This is a genomic window from Actinomadura roseirufa (genome assembly GCF_900659635.1).
Classification (GTDB): Bacteria; Actinomycetota; Actinomycetes; order Streptosporangiales; family Streptosporangiaceae; genus Spirillospora; species Spirillospora roseirufa.
In genome coordinates this window covers 1-19,048 of record NZ_CAACVB010000038.1, presented here as the reverse complement: position 1 = coordinate 19,048, position 19,048 = coordinate 1, and the positions used below count along the sequence as shown (strand labels likewise).

Sequence of the window (19,048 nt, the reverse complement as noted above, 5' to 3'; positions counted from 1 at the left end):
TCCGGTATGGCCCTGCTCAGGTCACGTGTAGTAGCCCTCGACGGGGACGCGGGCCTCCTCGAAGAGGGCGGGCCCCTCCTGCGGGACGCGGGGAAAGCCGCCCTTCGGGCTGAGCCCGTCGTGCTGCTCGGAGGAGAGGGCGTAGACGACCCGTCCCAGCCCCGAGCGGTCGATCGCGCCGGTGCACATGGGGCATGGCTGGCAACTGGTGAACATCGTGGTGGCCGCGGCGGTGGCGGGGTCGAGTTCGCGGGCCGCCCAGCGGGCCAGCTTCAGTTCGGGATGGGCGCTGATGTCCCGGTCGGCGCGGACGGTGTTGTGCTCCTCGGCGAGGATGACGCCGTCGGGATCGGCCAGCAGCGATCCGTAAGGGGCGTGCCCCTCGGCGCGGGAGTTCGCGGCGAGCTCGATGGCCCTGCGCAGCAGACGCGTTTCGTCGGGTGTCATCGTCCGTCCTTCCAGTGGGCCGCGACGGTCGCGAGGGCCTGCCACGCGATCTCGGGGCGGCGGGTCTCGTCCGGGTCGCCGAGATAGGGGTCGAGGACGACGCTCTCGGCCCCCAGCCGGCGCAGATGGTCCAGGTCGGCCAGCACCTGCTCGATCGTTCCCTCGCCCGCGCGGCGCTCGGCCAGGGGCTCGGCGGTGAGGCGCAGCACGATGCGGGGGGCGAGCGCGGGGACGGGACGGCCCTCGGCCGCGGCGATCGCGGCGAGCCGCTCCACCCTCTCCTCGAACCAGGGCATGGTGAAGCGGAGCGGGTGCCAGGCGTCGCCGAGGAGCACGGTGCGGCGGAGCGCGGCGTCGCTCCCGCCGCCGACCCAGAGGGGGATCCGGGCGGTATCGAGGGCGCCGTCGTCCTGGGGCGGCCTGAGGGTCCTGAGCAGTTCGTCGGTGAGGACGCCGCGGCGCTCGAAGGGGACGCCGAGCGCCGCGAACTCCCGCCGCGCCCAGCCGGCTCCCACGCCGAGCACCAGCCGCCCGCCGCTGAGCCGGTCCAGGTTGGCGGCCATGCGGGCGACCAGCAGCGGGTGCCGGTAGGGCGCGATCAGCACCGTCGTCCCCAGCCGGACCCGGTCGGTGACCCCCGCGAGCCACGACAGCGTCGTGAAGGGCTCGTAGAAGGGCTCCGGGTACTGCTCGGCCACGTCGGACGTGATCACGACGTGGTCGGAGACCATCAGCAGGCCGAAACCGAGCCCCTCGACGGTGCGCCCCCAGTCGCGCAGCCTGCCCGGATCGGTGCCGGGGCCGAAGTTGGGAACGTTGACTCCTAGATCCACGCGCTCAGGCTATCCAGGCGATCCGGCGTCCCTGAAGGGAGATGTCCCGGTGTTGGGAGCGTTCATCCGTGGATCCGCCGGTATTTTGGCGCTGTGACCGAGAATCTCGACGCGACGGACTGGGCGATCCTCACCGAGCTGCAGCGCGACGACCGCCTCGCCCTCACCGAGCTGGGCAAACGGGTGAGCCTCAGCGCCTCGGCCGTCACCGAGCGGGTCCGGCGGCTGGAGGCGGCGGGCGTGATCAGCGGCTACCACGCGCGCGTCGACCTGGCTCGGGCCGGGCTGCCGGTGCTGGCCGTCGTGCGCCTGAAGTACCCCGGCAACCGGCACGCCCCGCTGCACGAGCTCCTCAGGGAACGCGAGGAGATCCTCGAATGCCTGCGGACCACGGGCGAGGACTGCTACGTGCTGAAGATCGCCGCGACGTCCATGGCGCACTTGGAGGAGATCGTGGACGGGCTGCTGGACCTCGGCAGCACCACCACCAACCTCGTCTACAGCGAACCGCTCTCCTACCGCGGCCTGCCCTCTAACCCGGTCGGGTCGTAGAGGGGACGCACCGCCGGCACTGGGAGCGAACCGGCCACTCCAGTGCGGATCCACCGGCCCGGCGCGGTCAGCCGCGGTGTCGCGGCGCGATGGCATTCACCAGGGCGAGGGCGCCCCGTCGCAGGGGCGCCTCGCCGAGCCGGGCGGTGACCAGCGCGTAGATCGCCTCGCGGACGGCCACCGCCCGCGCGACGTCCGCCGCGTCGCAGGCGGGCACCGCCTCGGCGAGCCCTAACCCCATATGCCAGGCATCAAGGCTCTCGGGGCGTCCGCTACGCCTCCGGCGGCCCCGTTTCGATCAGGTGCCCCTCGGCGAGCCGCAGCCAGCGCTCCACGCCGATGTCGGCGAGGAACCGCTCGTCGTGGCTCACCACCACGAACGCGCCCTGGTAGGAGCCGAGCGCGCTCACGAGCTGGCCGACGCTGACCAGGTCGAGGTTGTTGGTCGGCTCGTCCAGGAGCAGCAGTTGCGGCGGCGGCTCGGCGCACAGGACGCAGGCGAGCGTCGCGCGCAGCCGTTCACCGCCCGACAGCGCCCCGATCGGGAGGTGGACGCGGGGACCACGGAACAGGAACCGGGCCAGCAGGTTCATCCGCTCCGCCTCGGGCATCGTGGGCGCCGCCGCGGCCAGGCTCTCGGCCACGGTCCGGTCGAGGTCCAGCAGGTCCAGCCGCTGGGAGAGGTAGGCCACCCGCCCGTCCGCGCGGCGCGTCCGCCCGCCCGCCGGTTCCAGGCCGCCTTCGACCAGGCGGAGCAGGGTCGACTTCCCGGCGCCGTTGGGACCGGTCAGCGCGATCCGCTCCGGGCCCCGGATCACCAGGTCGGCGCCCTCCCCGGTGAAGATCGCCCGGTCGCCGCGGCGGACCCGCATCCCCTCGCCGAGGAAGACCGTCCGCCCGGCCGGGACCTTCGTGCCCGGCAGCTCCAGCGAGATCCGCTCGTCCTCGCGCACGGCGCGCCCGGCCTCGTCGAGGCGGGCCCTGGCATCGCCGAGCCGCGCGGCGTGCGTCTCGTCCGCCCGGCCCGCCGACTCCTGGGCGCGCCGCTTCAGCCCCCCGGCGACGATCTTCGGCAGGCCGGCGTTCTTGAGGTTGCGCTCGGCGTTGCCCGCCCGCCGCGCGGCCCGCTCCCGGGCCTGCTGCATCTCCCGCTTCTCTCGTTTCACCTCCTGCTCGGCGTTGCGGACGTTCTTCTCGGCGACCTCCCGCGCGGCCCGCACCGCCTCCTCGTAGGCGGTGAAGTTGCCGCCGTGGAACCGGATCTCGCCGCGGTCGAGCTCGGCGATCCGGTCCATGCGGTCGAGCAGCGCGCGGTCGTGACTGACCAGGAGCAGGCAGCCGTTCCACTCCTCCAGCACGTCGTAGAGCCGGTGCCGGGCGTCGAGGTCGAGGTTGTTGGTCGGCTCGTCCAGCAGCAGGACGTCCGGCCGCTTCAGCAGTTGCGCGGCGAGGCCGAGGGAGACGACCTGCCCGCCGCTGAGGGTGTCCAGGCGGCGGGAGAGGCCGACGTCGGTGAGGCCGAGACGGTCGAGCTGGGCGCGGGTGCGCTCCTCGACGTCCCAGTCGTTGCCGATCGTGGTGAAGTGCTCCTCGCTCGCGTCCCCGGCCTCGATGGCGTCCAGCGCCCTGATCACGGGGGCGACGCCGAGGACGTCCGCCGCGGTCAGGGCGCCGTCGAGCGGGAGGGTCTGCGGCAGATGGCCGAGCACCCCCTCGACGGTGACCGTCCCGCCGGCCGGCCGGTACTCCCCGGCGATCAGCTTGAGCAGGGTGCTCTTCCCGGCGCCGTTCGGCGCGACGAGCCCCGTCCTGCCTCCGCCCACGGTGAAGGACAGGTCCTGGAAGACAGGGGTGTCGTCAGGCCAGGAGAAGGAGAGATGCGAGCAGATGACGAACGCGTCGGACATGCGAGTGACCTCGTGAGAAGACACGGGCGCGCGAAAGGCACCCGGAAGGGACGGGAAACGACGCGATGGCCACGGCGGCGGCGCGTCCGCGCGCCCGCCGGTGGCCGATCACTTCCGGGAATCACCCGGAGATGTCGTCGTCACCTGCCACGTCTGGTCTCCCTGAGATCTGGGCTGCTCGCGGCCCACCCTAGCAACACACCTCCACGCCCTCGAAATGACCTTTCGGGCCCGCCGGCGGGACGCCCGCCATAGTTGGGCAACCCATGGCGCGCCGATTGCTTTTCCCGGACGGGGAAGCAGGCATAAGCAGGCATGAGCCACGGACCACCTCCCATCGCGAGGTGAGAGATGAAGACCATGAGGTTCCGGGTGCTGCTGACGATCGACGCCGGGGTTCGGTCGTCCACGGGCCTGCCCAGCGCGACATGGGAGGTCGGGATCAGGCCGGAGGGCACCGACGGCGACATGGGCGCGCTGGCCGCCGCCGACGACGGCGAGCCGTTCCGGCCGGGGGAGCGCCGGCGGGAGGCCACGCTGACCGTCACCGACGACCGCGCCGAGGAGGAGCTGCGGACGGGCCGGGCGTTCCAGCTTCGCCGCGACGGCCCGATCGGGCACGGCGTGGTCGTGCGCCGCGCCTTCTTGTGAACCGGCGGAGCGGGGAGGGCACATGGCACTGCACCGGGTGGGGGACGACAAGGAGACCGACGTCTTCGCGGCGCCGCTGAGCGGCGAGACCCTGGCGAAGTACCGCATTCCGGAGGACGTCTCGCCGCCGAAGGTCGTCTACGCGGCGCTCCACAACGAGCTGCTGCTGGACGGGAACGCGGTGCAGAACCTCGCGACGTTCTGCACGACGTGGTCGGAGGACGAGATCCACCGGCTCATGAACGAATGCCTCGGCAAGAACATGGTCGACAAGGACGAGTACCCGCAGACCGCGGAGATCGAGTCCCGCTGCGTCCACATCCTGGCCGACCTGTGGAACTCGCCGGCGGGCGCGGGCACGATGGGCTGCTCCACGACCGGGTCGAGCGAGGCGGCGATGCTCGGCGGTCTCGCGCTGAAATGGCGCTGGCGGCAGCGGCGGGCGGCCGAGGGCGGGTCCACCGGCCGGCCCAACCTGGTGTGCGGCCCGGTGCAGATCTGCTGGGACAAGTTCGCCCGCTACTTCGACGTGGAGCTGCGCCAGGTGCCGCTGGAGCCGGGTGCGACGGGCCTGCGCCCCCACCAGCTCGAACGGTACGTCGACGAGAACACCATCGGCGTCGTCGCGATCATGGGGGTGACCTTCACCTGCGACTACGAGCCGGTCCGGGAGATCGCCGCCGAGCTCGACCGCATCCAGGAGGAGCACGGCTGGGACATCCCCGTCCACGTCGACGCCGCCAGCGGCGGTTTCGTCGCCCCGTTCCTGCATCCGAACCTGCCCTGGGACTTCCGGATCGAGCGGGTGGCCTCCATCAACGCGTCCGGCCACAAGTACGGTCTCGCGCCGCTCGGCGTCGGCTGGATCGTGTGGCGGGAGGCGGACCTCCTGCCGGAGGACCTCGTCTTCCGGGTGAACTACCTCGGCGGCGACATGCCGACCTTCTCGCTGAACTTCTCGCGGCCCGGCGGCGAGGTCATCGCGCAGTACTACCTGTTCCTGCGGCTCGGCCGGGACGGCTACCGGCGCGTCCAGCAGGCGTGCGCCGACACGGCCCGCTATCTCGCCGGCGAGATCGCGAACATGGGCCCCTTCACCCTGCTCTACGACGGGCAGGGCGCCCTGCCCGCGGTGTCGTACACGCTCGCCGACCCCGCCGGGGCGGGCTTCTCGCTGTACGACCTGTCCGACCTCATGCGGATGCGCGGCTGGCAGGTCCCGTCCTACCCGCTGCCCCCGGACCGGGAGGACACCGTCATCCAGCGCGTTCTCATCCGCCACGGCGTCGGCCGGGACGAGATCGCCCTGCTCGCGCAGGATCTACGCCGTTGCCTGGACCGCCTGGCCCACGGCACCCCGCCCGACAAGGCGAGAGCCGGATTCCACCACTGAGACCCACCTCGGTGTTTGCTGCGCTGCCTGCCGCCCTGCCTCCTGCCCTGCCTCCTGCCCTGCCTCCTGCCCTGCCTGCCGCCCTGCCTCGTCCAGGCCCTCGGACGTGCGAACCGGGGCCTGGACGAGGGGACGCCGCCGAGGCGGGAGCGGTCAGCGGGCCGCGCGGGCTCCGGATCCCTTGAAGACCTCGAACATGGCGAAGTAGTTCTCGGTGCCGTGCCCCTCGGCGATGGCCTGCTCGGCGAGGGCCCGCATCAGCTCCGGGTGGTCCGGCCGGACTCCCTGCTCGACGCTGGTGCGGGTGATGTGCTCGATCGCGGTCAGGTTCATCTCCATGGTTCCGAGGTCCCCGGGGTAGAGGCCCTCGTCCATGTTCGCCGCCTGCCCGGCGAACGTCGCGGGGGGCAGCACGACCGGCATGAACCAGCCCGCCGCGAGCTCGGCGAACCCGGCCGCGGTCATCCCCGCCGAGGCGGCCAGGGCCGCGCCGTGCAGGTAACCGTTCAGGGTCGCGTACATCAGCCCGAGCAACGCCGTGTTGAGCAGCACCGCCAGACCCGGGTCGGCGCCGAGGAGGCGGGGGTCGCCCAGGTCGTCCAGGACCGTCCGGTGCCGGTCGAAGACCTCCCGGGGGCCGCCGTACAGGAAGACCGCCCCGGGGTCGCCGACCAGGGGCGGCGGCACCATGATCGCGCCGTCGAGGTAGCGGACGTCCCGCGCGGCGGCCCAGTCCGCCGCGGCGCGGGCCTCCCGCGGCGTCCCGGAGTTGAGGTTCACGAGCGTCCGGTCCCGGAGCGCCGCTCCGGCGGACCCGAACACCGCGTACATGGTCGTGTAGTCGTTGAGGCACATGACCGTGACGGGGCTCGCGGCCACGGCCTCGGCGACCGTGGCCGCGCGCCGCGCCCCCCGGGCGACCAGGCCGTCCGCCTTGCCGGGGGTCCGGTTCCAGACCGTCAGGGAGCGGCCCTTGTCGAGGAACGTCTCCGCCAGCGCCGAGCCCATGGGCCCGAGCCCGGCGACGGTGACCTCGGTGCTGTTCCTTTCGGGTGAAGTGTGATCTGTCATACGGATTAGGTTGGAGTCTCACACCGGCGTGAGAGTCAACTCGAAGTGGCGGTCGTCACATGCGGATCGGAGAACTGTCCCGGCTGACGGGGGTCAGCGTGCGCGCGTTGCGCTACTACGAGGAGCAGGGCCTCCTCCACCCGCCGCGTCGGCCCAGTGGCTACCGCGAGTACCGGGAGGAGGACGCCGTCACGGTCCGGGGCATCCGCCTCCTGCTCGCCGCCGGGCTGAGCACCGCGACGATCGGCGAGCTGCTGCCCTGCATGACCGACGACGGGGACGGGCCGACGCCGGCCTGCGGCGGCATGCTCCCCGACCTGCGGCGCGAGCGGGAGCGGCTCACCGCCGCCGCGTCCGAGCTGCTGACCGCGCGGGACCGGCTGGACGTCCTCATCGAGGCCACCACACGCCTCGACCCCGTCGACCCCGAAGACTGCGCGGCTGTGTTGACTGCGAGCCCGGCCCACGGACTCGCCTAGCGGCTCGCCCGTGACCGTTCTCGTGCGAGCGCGAATCGCTTCGCGATCTTCCCGGCGGGGCTCGCCTTCGGCGTCGCCCCGCCGGTCAGGGCGCGCGCTCGCGTGACGGCTGAGCACCACCGTGAGCCCGTCCCCGGCGCGGCCTCCCGCGAAGGGCCGTTGACTGCGAGGCCGGGTCACGGGCTCGCCTAGCGGCTCGCCCGTGACCGCTCTCGTGCGAGCGCGAATCGCTTCGCGATCTTCCCGGCGGGGCTCGCCTTCGGCATCGCCCCGCCGGTCAGGGCGCGCGCTCGCGTGACGGCTGAGCACCACCGTGAGCCCGTCCCCGAGCGCCGCGTCCCCGCGAAGGCCGGGGTCCCGCTAACGGTGGCGTCTACCGGACGTCGGCTGTGGGCCGTCAGGTGCCGACGTAGTCGGCCAGGTGCTCGCCGGTGAGGGTGGAGCGGGCGGCGACGAGGTCGGCGGGCGTGCCCTCGAAGACGACCCGGCCGCCGTCGTGACCGGCGCCGGGACCGAGATCGATGATCCAGTCGGCGTGCGCCATGACCGCCTGGTGGTGCTCGATGACGATGACCGACGTGCCGGAGTCGACGAGCCGGTCGAGCAGGCCGAGCAGCTGTTCGACGTCGGCGAGGTGGAGCCCGGTGGTCGGCTCGTCGAGGACGTAGACGCCGCCCTTGGCGGCCATGTGGGTGGCGAGCTTGAGCCGCTGCCGCTCGCCGCCCGACAGCGTGGTGAGCGGCTGGCCGAGGGTGAGGTAGCCGAGCCCAACGTCGGCGAGCCGGTCCAGGACGACGCGCGCGGCCGGCGTGCGCGCCTCGCCGGAGCCGAAGAACTCCGCGGCCTCGGCCACCGACATCGCGAGCACCTCGGCGATGTCGCGGCCGCCGAGGCGGTGGTCCAGCACCGACGCCTCGAACCGCTTCCCCTCGCACTCCTCGCAGGTGGTGGCGACGCCCGCCATCATCGCGAGGTCGGTGAAGACGACGCCCGCGCCGTTGCAGTTCGGGCAGGCGCCCTCGGAGTTGGCGCTGAACAACGCCGGCTTCACCCCGTTGGCCTTGGCGAACGCCTTGCGGATCGGGTCGAGCATCTTGGTGTAGGTCGCCGGGTTGCTGCGCCGCGAGCCGCGGATCGCGTCCTGGTCGATCGACACGACGCCCGCCCCGGCGGGGATCGACCCGTGCACGAGCGAGCTCTTGCCCGAGCCGGCGACGCCGGTGATCACGGTGAGCACGCCGAGCGGGATGTCGACGTCGACGTCGGCGAGGTTGTTCGCCGTCGCGCCGCGGATCTCCAGGGCGCCGGTGGGCGTCCGCACCGACTTCTTGAGCGCGGCCCGGTCGTCCAGATGGCGGCCGGTGACGGTGCCGCTCGCCCGCAGCCCCTCGACGGTGCCCTCGAAGCAGACGGTGCCGCCCGCCGTGCCCGCGCCGGGGCCGAGATCGACGACGTGGTCGGCGATCGCGATCGTTTCCGGCTTGTGCTCCACCACGAGCACCGTGTTGCCCTTGTCGCGCAGGCGCAGCAGCAGGCCGTTCATCCGCTGGATGTCGTGCGGGTGGAGGCCGATGGTGGGCTCGTCGAAGACGTAGGTGACGTCGGTGAGCGAGGAGCCGAGGTGGCGGATCATCTTGACCCGCTGCGCCTCGCCGCCCGACAGCGACCCGGCCGGCCGGTCGAGCGAGATGTACCCGAGCCCGATCTCCACGAACGAGTCGAGGGTCCGCCCGAGCGTCGCGAGCAGCGGCGCCACCGAGGGCCGGTCGAGGCCCCGGACCCACGCGGCCAGGTCGCTGATCTGCATCGCGCACGCGTCGGCGATGCTCATCCCGTCGATCTTGGACGAGCGGGCCGCCGCGCTGAGCCGGGTACCGCCGCACTCGGGGCAGGCGGTGAAGGTGACCGCCCGGTCCACGAACGCCCGGATGTGCGGCTGCATCGCCTCCCGGTCCTTGGCGAGGAACGACTTCTGCACCTTCGGGACCAGGCCCTCATAAGTGAGGTTGATCCCGTTGACCTTCACCTTGACGGGCTCTTTGTAGAGAAAGTCGTCCAGTTCCTTCTTGGTGTACTTCCGGATCGGCTTGTCCGGGTCGAGGAAGCCCGACTGGGTGAAGAGCCCCACCGTCCACTGGTTGTCCGCTTTGTAGCCGGGGATGGTGATCGCGCCCTCGGCGAGCGACTTGGAGTCGTCGTAGAGCTGGGTGAGGTCGATGTCGGAGACGGTGCCCCGGCCCTCACACCCCGGGCACATGCCCCCGGTGCGGGTGAACGTCTGCTTGACGGTCTTGGCCTCACCGCGCTCGACCGTGATCGCGCCGCTCGCCCGGACCGTCGGGACGTTGAAGGAGAAGGCGTTGGGCGAGCCGACGTGCGGCTCGCCGAGCCGGCTGAACAGGATGCGCAGCATCGCGTGGGCGTCGGTGGCGGTGCCGACCGTGGAGCGGGGGTCGGCGCCCATCCGCTGCTGGTCGACGATGATCGCCGTCGTCAGCCCCTCCAGCACGTCGACCTCGGGCCGCGCGAGCGTCGGCATGAAGCCCTGCACGAAGGTGCTGTACGTCTCGTTGATCATCCGCTGCGACTCGGCGGCGATCGTGGCGAACACCAGCGAGCTCTTGCCCGAGCCGGACACGCCGGTGAACACCGTCAGGCGCCGCTTGGGGAGGTCGACGCTGACGTCCCTGAGGTTGTTCTCGCGCGCGCCGTGCACGCGGATCAGGTCGTGGCCGTCGGCGTCGTGCTGCTCGGGCGGCTGCGCGCCCGTCCTGGTGGCGATGCTCATCGTCTCTCCATCCGGGGGGCCGGGGGGCCGGCTCTCATCGGTCCTGAAGCAGCCCGAGGACGTTGCCGTCGGGGTCGGTGACGGTGGCCACCAGGCGGCCTCCGCCGACGTCGTGCGCCGCCTCCTTGACGGTGGCGCCGGCGGCGGTCACCTCGGCGATCTTCGCCTCGATGTCCGGTACGTGCCAGTAGGCCACGGGCGAGGTCATGGCCTGCGGCCCGCCGCCCGGCACCAGCCCGATGTGCTGACCTTCGACCTCGAAACCGACATAGTAGGACTCGTCGGTCTGCGGCGGGACGCCGAGCAGCGCGGTGTAGACCTCCTTGGCCGCCGCGATGTCGGAGACGGGGTGCAGTACGGTCTTGATCCCCTGGGTGGTCATGGTCGCTCCCGATGTGGTTCGTTCCAAGGTAGGCAGCCCGGACGGGTGGTCCGGCCCGTGACGATCACGCTACGTGCGCGTCGGTGAAGGGCGCTTCTCGAATCCTGACCGTCTTGGTCACCGGCGGCCGGCCCCCGTCCCCCCGCGGCGGACCCTGGCCCGGCCGCCCCGCTCGATGGCGCTGAATGTGACGTTAGTCCGCTCTGCCGTAATTCATGGGGAACCATGCGCTAATAGGAAAATGCCTCCTTTGTTCCGATCGCCGATTGTCGTGATTGGCCGGGTGCGGCCACGATCCCGGTGTCTTATGCGATGTGTACGCCGCTGAGGTGGTTGAGGGCTATACGTAGGTAGCTCGGTCGGGTATCCGGGTTGGAGTGTGTTTGAGGTTTCGGGTAGCCGTGGCGGCCAGCGAGCCGGTCATGGCGTGGGATGACGTCCATGGCCCCGCCCGGGGCGTCGTGTACGGCCTGCTGAGATCGCAGGATCCCGGGTTGACGGCGCGGATCCATGACCACGGATGGGCCGGGCACCCGCTCAAGCCGCTCGGCATCTCCCCGCCCCTCTTCGCGGGCGCCAAGGCGCGCAAGGGCACCTACACGACCTCCGCGAACGGGACGATCTGGCTGGGTTCCCCCATCCCGCAACTCGCGGGGCTCCTGCTGGCGGCGCTCGCCGGCCGCGTGACGGTCGACTGGGGACGGATCGCCCTGTCGGTGCGCGGCGTCCAGATGGAGACGACCCCGGACCACTCCGCCGGCGAGGGCGTGTTCGAGTCCGTCTCGCCGATCATCGTCAAGCACGAGGACCGTTACCTGCTCCCGGGCGACCGGCTGTACGAGGAATGCCAGCTGCGGAACCTGCGCCACAAGGCCGACGTCCTGAAGCTGCCGTCCGAGGTCGAACTGGAGGTCCTGGAGGCCGGGCCACGGCGGCGCTTCGACGTGCACGGGGCGATGCGGATCGGCGCCACGGCCAAGATCCGGGTGAGCGCCGCCCCGGCACTGCTGGACGCCGTCCGCGACTGGGGCCTCGGCCTGTACACGGTCCAGGGCTTCGGCTGCGTCAGATGACCCGGAACGGTGCGGCGAAGGCCGCCCGCCGCGGAACGCGGGGTGGCCGCCATTCGCGTGAATGAGCCGGGCGTGAGATGAGAAAAGGCAGGGAGTTGAACTCCCTGCCACTTCTTACTTTATAGCGCACCGGGGGGCTTGCGGCAAGACCCGGGTCGTCCCTCAGGATTGTCGGCCGAAGGCGGAGCCTGGGGAAAATGGGGGATTCACGACATGCGAGTGGTGTTGTCGACATGGGGGTCGCGTGGGGACGTGGAGCCGCTGGCGGCGCTCGCGGTGGCGCTGCGTGAGCTCGGCGCGGACGTGCGGGTGTGCGCGCCGCCGGACGAGGAGTTCACGGCGCTGCTGACAGGTGCCGGGGTGACGCCGGTGCCGCTCGGCCCGCCGGTGCGCTCGGTGGTGACCGGGGCGCGGCCGCCGTCGCCCGCGGACGCGTTCCGGCTCGCGCCCGAACTGGTCGCCGCGCGGTTCGAGACGCTCACCGCCGCGGCCGAGGGGGCCGACGCGCTGGTGGCGACCGGCCTGATGCCGGCCGGGGCGCGGTCGGTGGCGGAGAAGCTGGGCATCCGCTATGTCCTCGCGTGCTTCCATCCGTTCGGGCTGCCGTCGCGGCACTTCCCTCCGATGGCGCGTCCGGGCCGGGCGTCCTCGCGGGAGGAGACCGACTACAGGGTGCTGTGGGAGGAGGACGCCGAGCGGGTGAACGCCCTGTACCGCGAGGCGCTCAACGGCCACCGGGCGGCGATCGGCCTGCCGCCCGTCGACAACGTCCGTGACCACGTCTTCACCAAGCAGCCGTGGCTGGCGGCCGACCCTGTTCTGGGGCCGTGGCAGGACATGACGGAACTCGACGTCGTGCAGACCGGGGCGTGGATCCTGCCTGACGATCGGCCGCTCCCGGAGGACCTGGAGGAGTTCCTGGACGCCGGTGAGCCGCCGGTGTACGTGGGGTTCGGCAGCATGGCGATGCACATGGCCCCGGACCTCGCCCGGGTCGCCGTCGAGGCGGTCCGGGCGCAAGGCCGCCGCGTCCTGCTCGGGCGCGGCTGGGCCGGCCTGGCGCCGATCGACGACCGGGGCGACTGCCTCGCCGTCGGCGAGGTCAACCATCGGGCCCTGTTCGGCCGGGTGGCCGCCGTCGTGCATCACGGCGGCGCCGGGACCACCACGAAGGCCGCCCTGGCAGGGGCGCCCCAGGTGGTGGTGCCCCAGATCGCGGACCAGCCGCGCTGGGCCGCCCGGGTCGCCGCGCTGGGCATCGGCGCGGCGCACGACGGCCCGGCGCCGACCGTCGAGTCCCTGTCGGCCGCGCTCGGCACGGCCCTGACGGACGACACCCGGGAACGCACGGAGATCGTGGCCGGCGTCGTCCGCACCGACGGGGCACTGATGGCCGCGAGGCTGCTGCTCGGCGGGGGTGGCGGTGCGGAGCCCCCCACCCCCGCGCATACGCCGACGTGACCGTCGTGGGGAGGACGGTCAGCGCCCTTCTCTCCCATAGCGGGTGAGGACGGCGGCGCCGACCGATTCGGCCGACAGGCATTGCAGGTAGGCGGTGGGCGTGCCGGCGGGGAAGAGCCGCTCGCCCCCGCCGAGGACCGTGGGAAAGGTCAGAAGACGGTACTCGTCGACCAGGTCCGCGGCCATCAGCGCGCGCACGACGCTCAGGCTGCCGGTGATGACCACGTCGCGCTCCTCGCGCCTGACGGCGTCGAGAAGGTCGCCGTCCATGACCGTGGAGTTGGCCCATGCCGAGGTGTCGGCCAGCGTGCGGCTGGCGACCAGCTTCGAGGCGGCGTTCATCCGCTGGGAGAACGGGTCGTCGCGCTCAGGCCAGAGACCCGAGAACAGCTGCCATGTCGCGCGGCCCAGCAGCATGACGCCGTCGTCCAGGACGGCTCCGAGCCGGAACTTGTCCCCGGCGACCGTCTCGGGGCCGTGCCGGAACGCCCAGCCGCCCAGCGGAGTGCCCGCCGACCCGTCCGGGTCGGACACGATCCCGTCCAGGGTGATGAACTCGATGACGATGACGCTCACGATGGGATCCTTTCGATGCTCACCGGTAGATACCGGCGGCATCGGCCGAACTCATCGCGCCGGGCCGGATTTCCGCCCGGCCGCCCCGGTCATGTGAGCAGCCGGCGCGGCCTCGGCCGTGTCTCGGGTCATGGGAGGGGGATTCGGACCCGGGGCAGGTCCGGGGGTGTCGACTGCCAGTCGTTGGAGAGCAGGACGCTGAGCGTGTAGATGTGCCAGATCTGGTTCGACCACGAGGTGGGGACGGACGCGAAGTGCTCCTTGGCCTTCGTCTCGTTGACGATGTCGAAGAGCTCGCGGGGGCCGTTCATCACCTGGTCGCGGAGGATGGCCAGGAAACCGGGGTCGTAGGACTTGCGCCAGTTGAAGGACGAGGTCCGGCCGGTGGGGACGAGCGGGGCGCGGTTCCTGCGGGCGCGGAACTCGGAGAGGCGGCGCGCGCCGGTGCGCTCGAAGCGCCAGCGCTTGCCCTCGGTCGGCACGTCGCGCAGTTTCGGGGCCAGAAGCGAGATGAGGCCGTGGAAGGGCTCCTCGCTGTGCCGCCAGAGGGCGGGGAGGGTGAGCATCTCGCGGACCACCCGGTTGTCGAAGAACGGGTGGTAGTAGGTGGAGTTCATCAGGGTGGCGGTGTGCGAGCCGACGATCCACCGGCCCGTCCGGTAGAAGAGGTAGAGCTTGTCGAGCGCGTCGGGGCCGGCCTCGGACGCCCACCTTTCATGGTGGAGGCGGGCCCGGTCGTTGGCCTCGGGGGTGGCGAAGCCCTCGGCCGACAGGAAGATCGAGCGGACGCGGCGCTGGAGGGCCTTCGGGGAGATGTCGTCCTGGTCGTAGAGGAAGCCGCCGCGCAGGGTCTCGCCGCCCGAGCCGGACGTGCGGGGCGCCAGCGTGTAGGGCTCGTGGCGGTCGACGGACTCGTAGGCGGACGTCATGCCCTCGCACATGCGGATGACGTGGTGGGCGCGGACGAGCGGGTGCTCGACCTCGATCGAGTCCCGGGCGGCGGTGGGGGCGGTCGGCTCGAAGCGGTGCTCGACGCCGAGGATGCCGGCGACGCGGGCGGCCAGGATCGGGTCGGGGTGGTCGGGGAAGCCGTGTGTGCGGGTGTGGAAGGGAACCCCGGCGGCGTGCAGCACGGCGGCGAGGAGACGGCTGTCGCGCCCGCCGGAGAGGGCGAGGCGGACGGGGTCGCTGTGCCGCCGCAGCGGTTCGACCGCGGCGAGGAGGGCTTCGGCGGGCCGGGCCAGCAGGGCGCGGGCCTCCTTGGCGGTGCGGGGCGGCGGCGCCTGCTCCGGAAAGGACCGCTCGATGATCGTGACGATGCCGTCGGCCTCGACGGTGAGGGACGCCGCGTTGGGCAGGGCCCGGACGCCGGCGAACGGGGTCTCGTCGGTGGCGAAGAAGCCGTGGCGGACCATCGGCTGGAGCGCCGGGACGTCGAGGACCGGCGTGCGGTTGGTCGCGAGGTGGACGAGGAGGGCGCGGCTGCCCGCGAGGTGGAGGCCGCCGGACGTCGCGTGGTACACGGGGCACACCCGGGTGATCGAGGTGACCGCCTCGAAGCCGCCCGGTCCGGCGCGGAACAGGGAGAAGCAGCCGCCGAGCCCCTCCGCGGTGCCGGCCAGGTCGGTGCTCTCCAGCAGGCGCCGGTCGTCGCCGGGATCGCCTAGGTAGCCGCAGTGGCCGAGGACGCGTCCGGCGTGCTCGGTGATGAGCGGCGGCAGCAGCGGGTGCGCGGGCTCGTTCGTCCAGCCGAGCAGCGCGGTGGCGCCGTCGTCGGAGACCCACTCCTCAGCGCGCAGGTCGTGGGCCGGCACCGGGACGCACCGGGGCGCCACCTCCCTGATCCGGGCGAGGACCTCCGGAGGGATCCGGGTCGGACCGCCGGTGGACAGGGCGAGATAGGCGCGCATGGACATGATCCCTTCGGGGGGCGTGAACCCCAGAGACCCGTCCGGATGACAGCGGTTGACAGTTGAACCGAGAGTTCATCTTGTATCCCAAGGGCGTTCATCTCTTGGTTTTGAATCCGTTTGTAAACCTTTCGTCGACCTGGTGGTCTCTGTCCCATGACCACTGCGGCGGACCTGGAGAGCGCCGGCGTCCCCCCGTTCGGGGACCCGTGCGAGGAGCTCTTCGACGGTCATTTCTGGGGGCTGGTACGGCTCGCGTCACTGCTCGGCGCCGACGACCCCGAGGACGTGGTCCAGGAGGCGTTCGTCCGGCTGCACCGCAAGGGGCACGCGCTGCGCGACCCCGACGCGGCGCTGGCCTACCTGCGGAGCACGGTCTGCAACCTCAACCGGAACCGGCTGCGGCACCTGAGGATGGCGCGCCGCCACCACCGGCATCTCGCCGCGGAGACGGAGATCTCCTCGGCGGAGTCGTCGGTGGTGCACAACGAGTCGGTGCGGGAACTGCTGGCGGCGCTGACCCGGTTGCCGCGCCGCCAGCGGGAGGTCATCGTGCTGCGGTACTGGCTCGACCTGACCGAACGGGAGACCGCGGAGACATTGAACGTCGCCCTGGGCACCGTGAAGGCCCACGCGGCCCGTGCGATCGCCACGCTGAACACCAGGCTGAAGGAGCCGAAATGATCGAGGAGCGGATCCGGGAGGCCCTCGGAGCCGGTGCCGCCCGCGTCGTCCCGGGCGGCGATCCCGGCGCGGAGCACCTGCGCCGGGTGACGCGGCGCGGGCACCGGCAGCGCCGCCGGCGCCGGTTCGCGATCCCGGCGGCGGCCCTCGCGGTCGCGGCGGTCGCGTTGTCGCCGCTGCTGCTCAGGCTGCCGGACGGCGGCAGACCGGTCGCGTCGGCGCCGCCGGACCTCGACCCGCGGTACCGCCCGGTGAGCGCCGTCGTCGACGTCGGGAACGGGACGTCGATGTGGTTCACGGCCCGCAGGCTCTGCTGGCGGCTGGGCGGCGGCGGAGGCGACTGCCGCGGGTGGAACCTTCCGCAGGGGCGGCACGCGGGGGTCGTCGGGGTGCGTTCCGCCAAAGCGCCGGTGACGGAGGACGCCCGGACGGCGCGGAGGATCGTCTACGGCGTCGCCGACGACCAGATCTCCCGGGTGGCCATGACGGACGGGGCGGCGACGGGCGAGTTCGTCCGGGTCGCCAAGTCGAAGTGGCGCGTGTGGCAGATCACCGTCGACCTGCCCTTTCCGCCGTCCCCGGCGGACGCGACCAAGAGTGTGACGTTCACGTCCCGGGACGGTTCCGTGACGCGTGCGAACGTGGCCGGGGCCGGCGGGATGGTCGACGAGCCGCGCCCGCTCACGACCGGCGTTCCGCTGTTCACGTTCCAGAATTGGAACGGCAGGCCGGAGACGATGCGGGCCTTCCGCGACGGTAATGCCGTCGGGTTCGGCGAAGGGGAGAGCCACTGGGTGAGCGCGGGCAAGGGTCCGTACTTCGGCGGAGTCGGCCACGTCTCCGACGGGCCGGACGCCGTCTGGTGGTACGGGTTCCTGGCGCCCCGCATGGCGCGGCTGACGGCGAGGCTCAACGACGGGCGGGTCCTCACGGCCCGGACCTTCGATCTGGGCGGCGGCCAGCGTGTCTTCGCCGTCCGGCTGCCGGGCGTGAACCCGAAGAAGCTGAACGCGGCCGGCAAGCTCGTCGGCTATGACGCCGACGGCGCCGTCCTGGCCACGTGGAGGATCTGACTCACAGGTGGTGGCGGAGGGCCAGGGGCTCAGGGAACGGGTTCAGATAGGTCTGGGTGGCCAGGTAGGTGAGCTCTTCCCCTTCGGCATGGTGGCGTAGGAGGGCGATGGGGACGCTGAGAGGGGATTCGCCCACGCGGTAGGACTCGATCGCGGTGACGATGTCGTGGCGCCGGGGCTGGTTGAGGCGCTCGCTCAGCGGGCCGAGGACGTGCATGAGCGCGTTGGCGTGCCGGCCGCGCCGGGCGCGGACGGCGAAGGCCGCCGCGAACGCGTGGCGGTAGTCCTCCTCCAGCGCCTCGCGGTCGCGGGTCCCGGCGCGCGCGACGATGCGTCCCATCTCGCGGTAGCCGGACGGGGTGTGCGCGAGGATCTGCAGCTTGTGCGCGCTGTGGAAGGCGACCAGGTCGCGGGGCCGCCAGTCGCGGGCGAAGAGCTCGCGGAGCCGGGCGTGGGCGAAGACGCGCTCGACGAAGTGCTCGCGCAGGACGGGGTCGCGGAGCCGGCCGTCCTCCTCGGTGGGCAGGTCGGGGAGCGCCGCGCGGATCCGGTCGGCGAACAGCCCGTGGCCGCGGCGGTCGACGGGCTGGCCGTCGGTGCGTTCGCCGGGCGTCCCGGAGGCGTAGCGGGGGAGGCCGAGGAGCCCGCAGCTCGGGGAGCGCGACTTCAGGACGTAGCCATCGAGGTCCGACAGATCGGGCACGCGCCGCTCGGCGAGCGCGGTCATGGCGCCGGTGTGGTCGGCGTCGCCGTTCTTGGTGACGAGCCGCCCGTCGGTGCGGAGGCGGAGCGTCGGCCGGGGCGTACCGAGGCCGATCTCCATCTCGGGGCAGACGGGCGTCCAGTCGACGTGCGGTGCCAGGGCGCCGGTGAGGAAGCGGTCACGGCTGTGGCCGCCGTTGTAGCGGACGGGCGCGCCCAGCAGGCAGCTCGACACCGCGAGCCGGGGGCGCGGGTGGGCGGGTGCGTTCACAGCAGTTCTCTCATCCGGCGCAGGCCGCGGGTGGTCCGCGCCTTGACGGTGCCGAGGGGGATCGCCAGCCGGTCGGCGATCTCCCGCTGGGTCAGCTGCCCGAAGTGGGCCAGCACGAGGGCCTGGCGCTGCGGCGGCGGCAGGGCCGCCAGCGCGCGGCGGACGTCACAGGCCGCGTCGACGGCGCCGGTGGAGTCGGTCGTGGGGCCGCCGGCGGTGGTGACGTCGTCGAGCGGGGCCGAGCGCCGGTAGTGGCGCGCCTCGGCGCGCAGCTTGTCGATAGCGCGCTTGCGGGCGATGGCCAGCACCCAGGGTTCGAAGGCGCGGGCCGTGTCGTAGCGGTGACGGCAGCGCCAGACGTCCAGGAAGACCGCCTGGACGACGTCGTCCACGGCGTGGCGGGGGACCAGGCCCGCGATGTGGCGGCGGACGAGCGGGCTCAGCGCGGTGTAGCACTCGGCCAGCGCGGTCTCGTCGTCGTTGGCGAGCCGCTCTCCGATGAGCATGACGCCTCCATAAATCGCTTCAAATATTGTTCATAGTCGATCCGGTGGGCGCGCGCAACCGGGGCAGCGCAAAGGGAACGGAAATATGCCCTGGTACAGACCTATGCGGGGGTCAGGACGGGCCGAAGGCCCCGCCGAGCGCGGCGACCGCGGCGGGCAGCGACTCCACCGGGCGGACGGCGGGAGGGAGCCGGTCCAGTGCCCAGCCCGGCCCGCCGACCAGCAGCAGCGGCGCCGGGCGCGCCCCGGGCAGCTCGGCGAGCCAGCCCGGGTCGCCGGTCGCGGCGGT

18 protein-coding genes and 1 pseudogene are annotated in these 19,048 nt (G+C 72.4%); 8 read left to right on the top strand and 11 right to left on the bottom strand.

The window, feature by feature from the left end; translation table 11 throughout:
- Positions 1 to 21: 21 nt before the first annotated feature.
- Positions 22 to 447 (bottom strand): nucleoside deaminase, encoded by a 426-nt coding sequence (locus E1291_RS11455; protein WP_131737740.1) that lies wholly within the window; start codon positions 445 to 447, stop codon positions 22 to 24.
- Entirely contained in the window at positions 444 to 1,280 is an 837-nt protein-coding gene (locus tag E1291_RS11450; RefSeq protein WP_131737739.1) for an LLM class flavin-dependent oxidoreductase, read from the bottom strand. The genes E1291_RS11455 and E1291_RS11450 overlap by 4 nt, the downstream gene beginning before the upstream one ends.
- 93 nt (positions 1,281 to 1,373) lie before the next feature.
- On the opposite strand from E1291_RS11450, the gene E1291_RS11445 reads away from it, so the two are divergent.
- On the top strand, positions 1,374 to 1,832 hold the full coding sequence (locus E1291_RS11445) for an Lrp/AsnC family transcriptional regulator (protein WP_131737738.1): 459 nt from the start codon (positions 1,374 to 1,376) through the stop codon (positions 1,830 to 1,832).
- Between the two features lie 67 nt (positions 1,833 to 1,899).
- On the opposite strand, the pseudogene E1291_RS11440 reads toward E1291_RS11445, so the two are convergent.
- A pseudogene (locus E1291_RS11440) lies at positions 1,900 to 2,091 on the bottom strand (ABATE domain-containing protein); the annotation flags it as partial.
- A 13-nt stretch (positions 2,092 to 2,104) separates the two neighbouring features.
- Complete coding sequence (locus E1291_RS11435) at positions 2,105 to 3,739, bottom strand: ABC-F family ATP-binding cassette domain-containing protein (RefSeq protein WP_131737736.1); 1,635 nt, start codon at positions 3,737 to 3,739, stop codon at positions 2,105 to 2,107.
- Positions 3,740 to 4,090: 351 nt separating this feature from the next.
- On the opposite strand from E1291_RS11435, the gene E1291_RS11430 reads away from it, so the two are divergent.
- Both E1291_RS11430 and gad read left to right on the top strand, forming a co-directional pair.
- The gene (locus E1291_RS11430; RefSeq protein WP_131737735.1) at positions 4,091 to 4,390 is read left to right on the top strand and encodes a hypothetical protein; all 300 of its coding nucleotides are present in this window, start codon (positions 4,091 to 4,093) and stop codon (positions 4,388 to 4,390) included.
- 22 nt (positions 4,391 to 4,412) lie between these two features.
- Positions 4,413 to 5,783 carry a glutamate decarboxylase gene (gene gad, locus E1291_RS11425; RefSeq protein ID WP_131737734.1) on the top strand — a complete coding sequence of 457 codons (1,371 nt, stop codon included), beginning with the start codon at positions 4,413 to 4,415 and terminating at the stop codon, positions 5,781 to 5,783.
- Positions 5,784 to 5,936: 153 nt separating this feature from the next.
- Here gad and E1291_RS11420 read toward each other — a convergent pair whose 3' ends face one another.
- Positions 5,937 to 6,854: an NAD(P)-dependent oxidoreductase gene (locus E1291_RS11420; protein ID WP_131737733.1), complete on the bottom strand. Its 918-nt coding sequence runs from the start codon at positions 6,852 to 6,854 to the stop codon at positions 5,937 to 5,939.
- Between the two features lie 59 nt (positions 6,855 to 6,913).
- Between E1291_RS11420 and E1291_RS11415 the strand changes: the two genes are divergently transcribed.
- On the top strand, positions 6,914 to 7,333 hold the full coding sequence (locus E1291_RS11415; protein WP_131737732.1) for a MerR family transcriptional regulator: 420 nt from the start codon (positions 6,914 to 6,916) through the stop codon (positions 7,331 to 7,333).
- Between the two features lie 397 nt (positions 7,334 to 7,730).
- On the opposite strand, the gene E1291_RS11410 is transcribed toward E1291_RS11415, so the two are convergent.
- Both E1291_RS11410 and E1291_RS11405 read right to left on the bottom strand, forming a co-directional pair.
- Positions 7,731 to 10,121 (bottom strand): ATP-binding cassette domain-containing protein, encoded by a 2,391-nt coding sequence (locus E1291_RS11410; protein ID WP_131737731.1) that lies wholly within the window; start codon positions 10,119 to 10,121, stop codon positions 7,731 to 7,733.
- 34 nt (positions 10,122 to 10,155) lie between these two features.
- Complete coding sequence (locus E1291_RS11405) at positions 10,156 to 10,503, bottom strand: VOC family protein (protein ID WP_131737730.1); 348 nt, start codon at positions 10,501 to 10,503, stop codon at positions 10,156 to 10,158.
- 383 nt (positions 10,504 to 10,886) lie between these two features.
- On the opposite strand from E1291_RS11405, the gene cas6 reads away from it, so the two are divergent.
- The gene (gene cas6, locus E1291_RS11400) at positions 10,887 to 11,576 is read left to right on the top strand and encodes a CRISPR-associated endoribonuclease Cas6 (protein WP_131737729.1); all 690 of its coding nucleotides are present in this window, start codon (positions 10,887 to 10,889) and stop codon (positions 11,574 to 11,576) included.
- Between the two features lie 213 nt (positions 11,577 to 11,789).
- On the top strand, positions 11,790 to 13,037 hold the full coding sequence (locus tag E1291_RS11395) for a glycosyltransferase (RefSeq protein ID WP_131737728.1): 1,248 nt from the start codon (positions 11,790 to 11,792) through the stop codon (positions 13,035 to 13,037).
- An 18-nt stretch (positions 13,038 to 13,055) separates the two neighbouring features.
- Here the strand turns inward: E1291_RS11395 and E1291_RS11390 are convergent, their stop codons facing one another.
- Together E1291_RS11390 and E1291_RS11385 are read right to left on the bottom strand one after the other, a co-directional pair.
- Entirely contained in the window at positions 13,056 to 13,613 is a 558-nt protein-coding gene (locus tag E1291_RS11390; RefSeq protein WP_131737727.1) for a dihydrofolate reductase family protein, read from the bottom strand.
- Between the two features lie 128 nt (positions 13,614 to 13,741).
- Positions 13,742 to 15,523, bottom strand: a complete 1,782-nt coding sequence (locus E1291_RS11385) for an asparagine synthase-related protein (RefSeq protein ID WP_165495070.1) — start codon at positions 15,521 to 15,523, stop codon at positions 13,742 to 13,744.
- Between the two features lie 156 nt (positions 15,524 to 15,679).
- On the opposite strand from E1291_RS11385, the gene E1291_RS11380 reads away from it, so the two are divergent.
- Positions 15,680 to 16,207 (top strand): SigE family RNA polymerase sigma factor, encoded by a 528-nt coding sequence (locus tag E1291_RS11380; RefSeq protein ID WP_131737725.1) that lies wholly within the window; start codon positions 15,680 to 15,682, stop codon positions 16,205 to 16,207.
- Positions 16,204 to 17,280, top strand: coding sequence for a hypothetical protein (locus E1291_RS11375; protein WP_131737724.1), 1,077 nt, complete (start codon positions 16,204 to 16,206; stop codon positions 17,278 to 17,280). Before E1291_RS11380 ends, E1291_RS11375 begins: the two co-directional genes overlap by 4 nt.
- 1 nt (position 17,281) lies before the next feature.
- Here E1291_RS11375 and E1291_RS11370 read toward each other — a convergent pair whose 3' ends face one another.
- Positions 17,282 to 18,253: a YbgA family protein gene (locus tag E1291_RS11370; protein WP_131737723.1), complete on the bottom strand. Its 972-nt coding sequence runs from the start codon at positions 18,251 to 18,253 to the stop codon at positions 17,282 to 17,284.
- Positions 18,250 to 18,759, bottom strand: coding sequence for an RNA polymerase sigma factor (locus tag E1291_RS11365; protein WP_131737722.1), 510 nt, complete (start codon positions 18,757 to 18,759; stop codon positions 18,250 to 18,252). The genes E1291_RS11370 and E1291_RS11365 overlap by 4 nt, the downstream gene beginning before the upstream one ends.
- Positions 18,760 to 19,048 lie beyond the last annotated feature (289 nt).

What these genes read in the sequence shown, in the direction of transcription:
- E1291_RS11435 (WP_131737736.1), bottom strand. Translation starts at nt 3,739, where the DNA reads ATGTCCGACGCGTTCGTCATCTGCTCGCATCTCTCCTTCTCCTGGCCT.
- gad (WP_131737734.1), top strand. Translation starts at nt 4,413, where the DNA reads ATGGCACTGCACCGGGTGGGGGACGACAAGGAGACCGACGTCTTCGCG.
- E1291_RS11380 (WP_131737725.1), top strand. Translation starts at nt 15,680, where the DNA reads ATGACCACTGCGGCGGACCTGGAGAGCGCCGGCGTCCCCCCGTTCGGG.
- E1291_RS11415 (WP_131737732.1), top strand. Translation starts at nt 6,914, where the DNA reads ATGCGGATCGGAGAACTGTCCCGGCTGACGGGGGTCAGCGTGCGCGCG.
- E1291_RS11430 (WP_131737735.1), top strand. Translation starts at nt 4,091, where the DNA reads ATGAAGACCATGAGGTTCCGGGTGCTGCTGACGATCGACGCCGGGGTT.
- E1291_RS11365 (WP_131737722.1), bottom strand. Translation starts at nt 18,759, where the DNA reads ATGCTCATCGGAGAGCGGCTCGCCAACGACGACGAGACCGCGCTGGCC.
- E1291_RS11420 (WP_131737733.1), bottom strand. Translation starts at nt 6,854, where the DNA reads ATGACAGATCACACTTCACCCGAAAGGAACAGCACCGAGGTCACCGTC.
- E1291_RS11375 (WP_131737724.1), top strand. Translation starts at nt 16,204, where the DNA reads ATGATCGAGGAGCGGATCCGGGAGGCCCTCGGAGCCGGTGCCGCCCGC.
- E1291_RS11395 (WP_131737728.1), top strand. Translation starts at nt 11,790, where the DNA reads ATGCGAGTGGTGTTGTCGACATGGGGGTCGCGTGGGGACGTGGAGCCG.
- E1291_RS11455 (WP_131737740.1), bottom strand. Translation starts at nt 447, where the DNA reads ATGACACCCGACGAAACGCGTCTGCTGCGCAGGGCCATCGAGCTCGCC.
- E1291_RS11410 (WP_131737731.1), bottom strand. Translation starts at nt 10,121, where the DNA reads ATGAGCATCGCCACCAGGACGGGCGCGCAGCCGCCCGAGCAGCACGAC.
- E1291_RS11385 (WP_165495070.1), bottom strand. Translation starts at nt 15,523, where the DNA reads ATGCGCGCCTATCTCGCCCTGTCCACCGGCGGTCCGACCCGGATCCCT.
- E1291_RS11405 (WP_131737730.1), bottom strand. Translation starts at nt 10,503, where the DNA reads ATGACCACCCAGGGGATCAAGACCGTACTGCACCCCGTCTCCGACATC.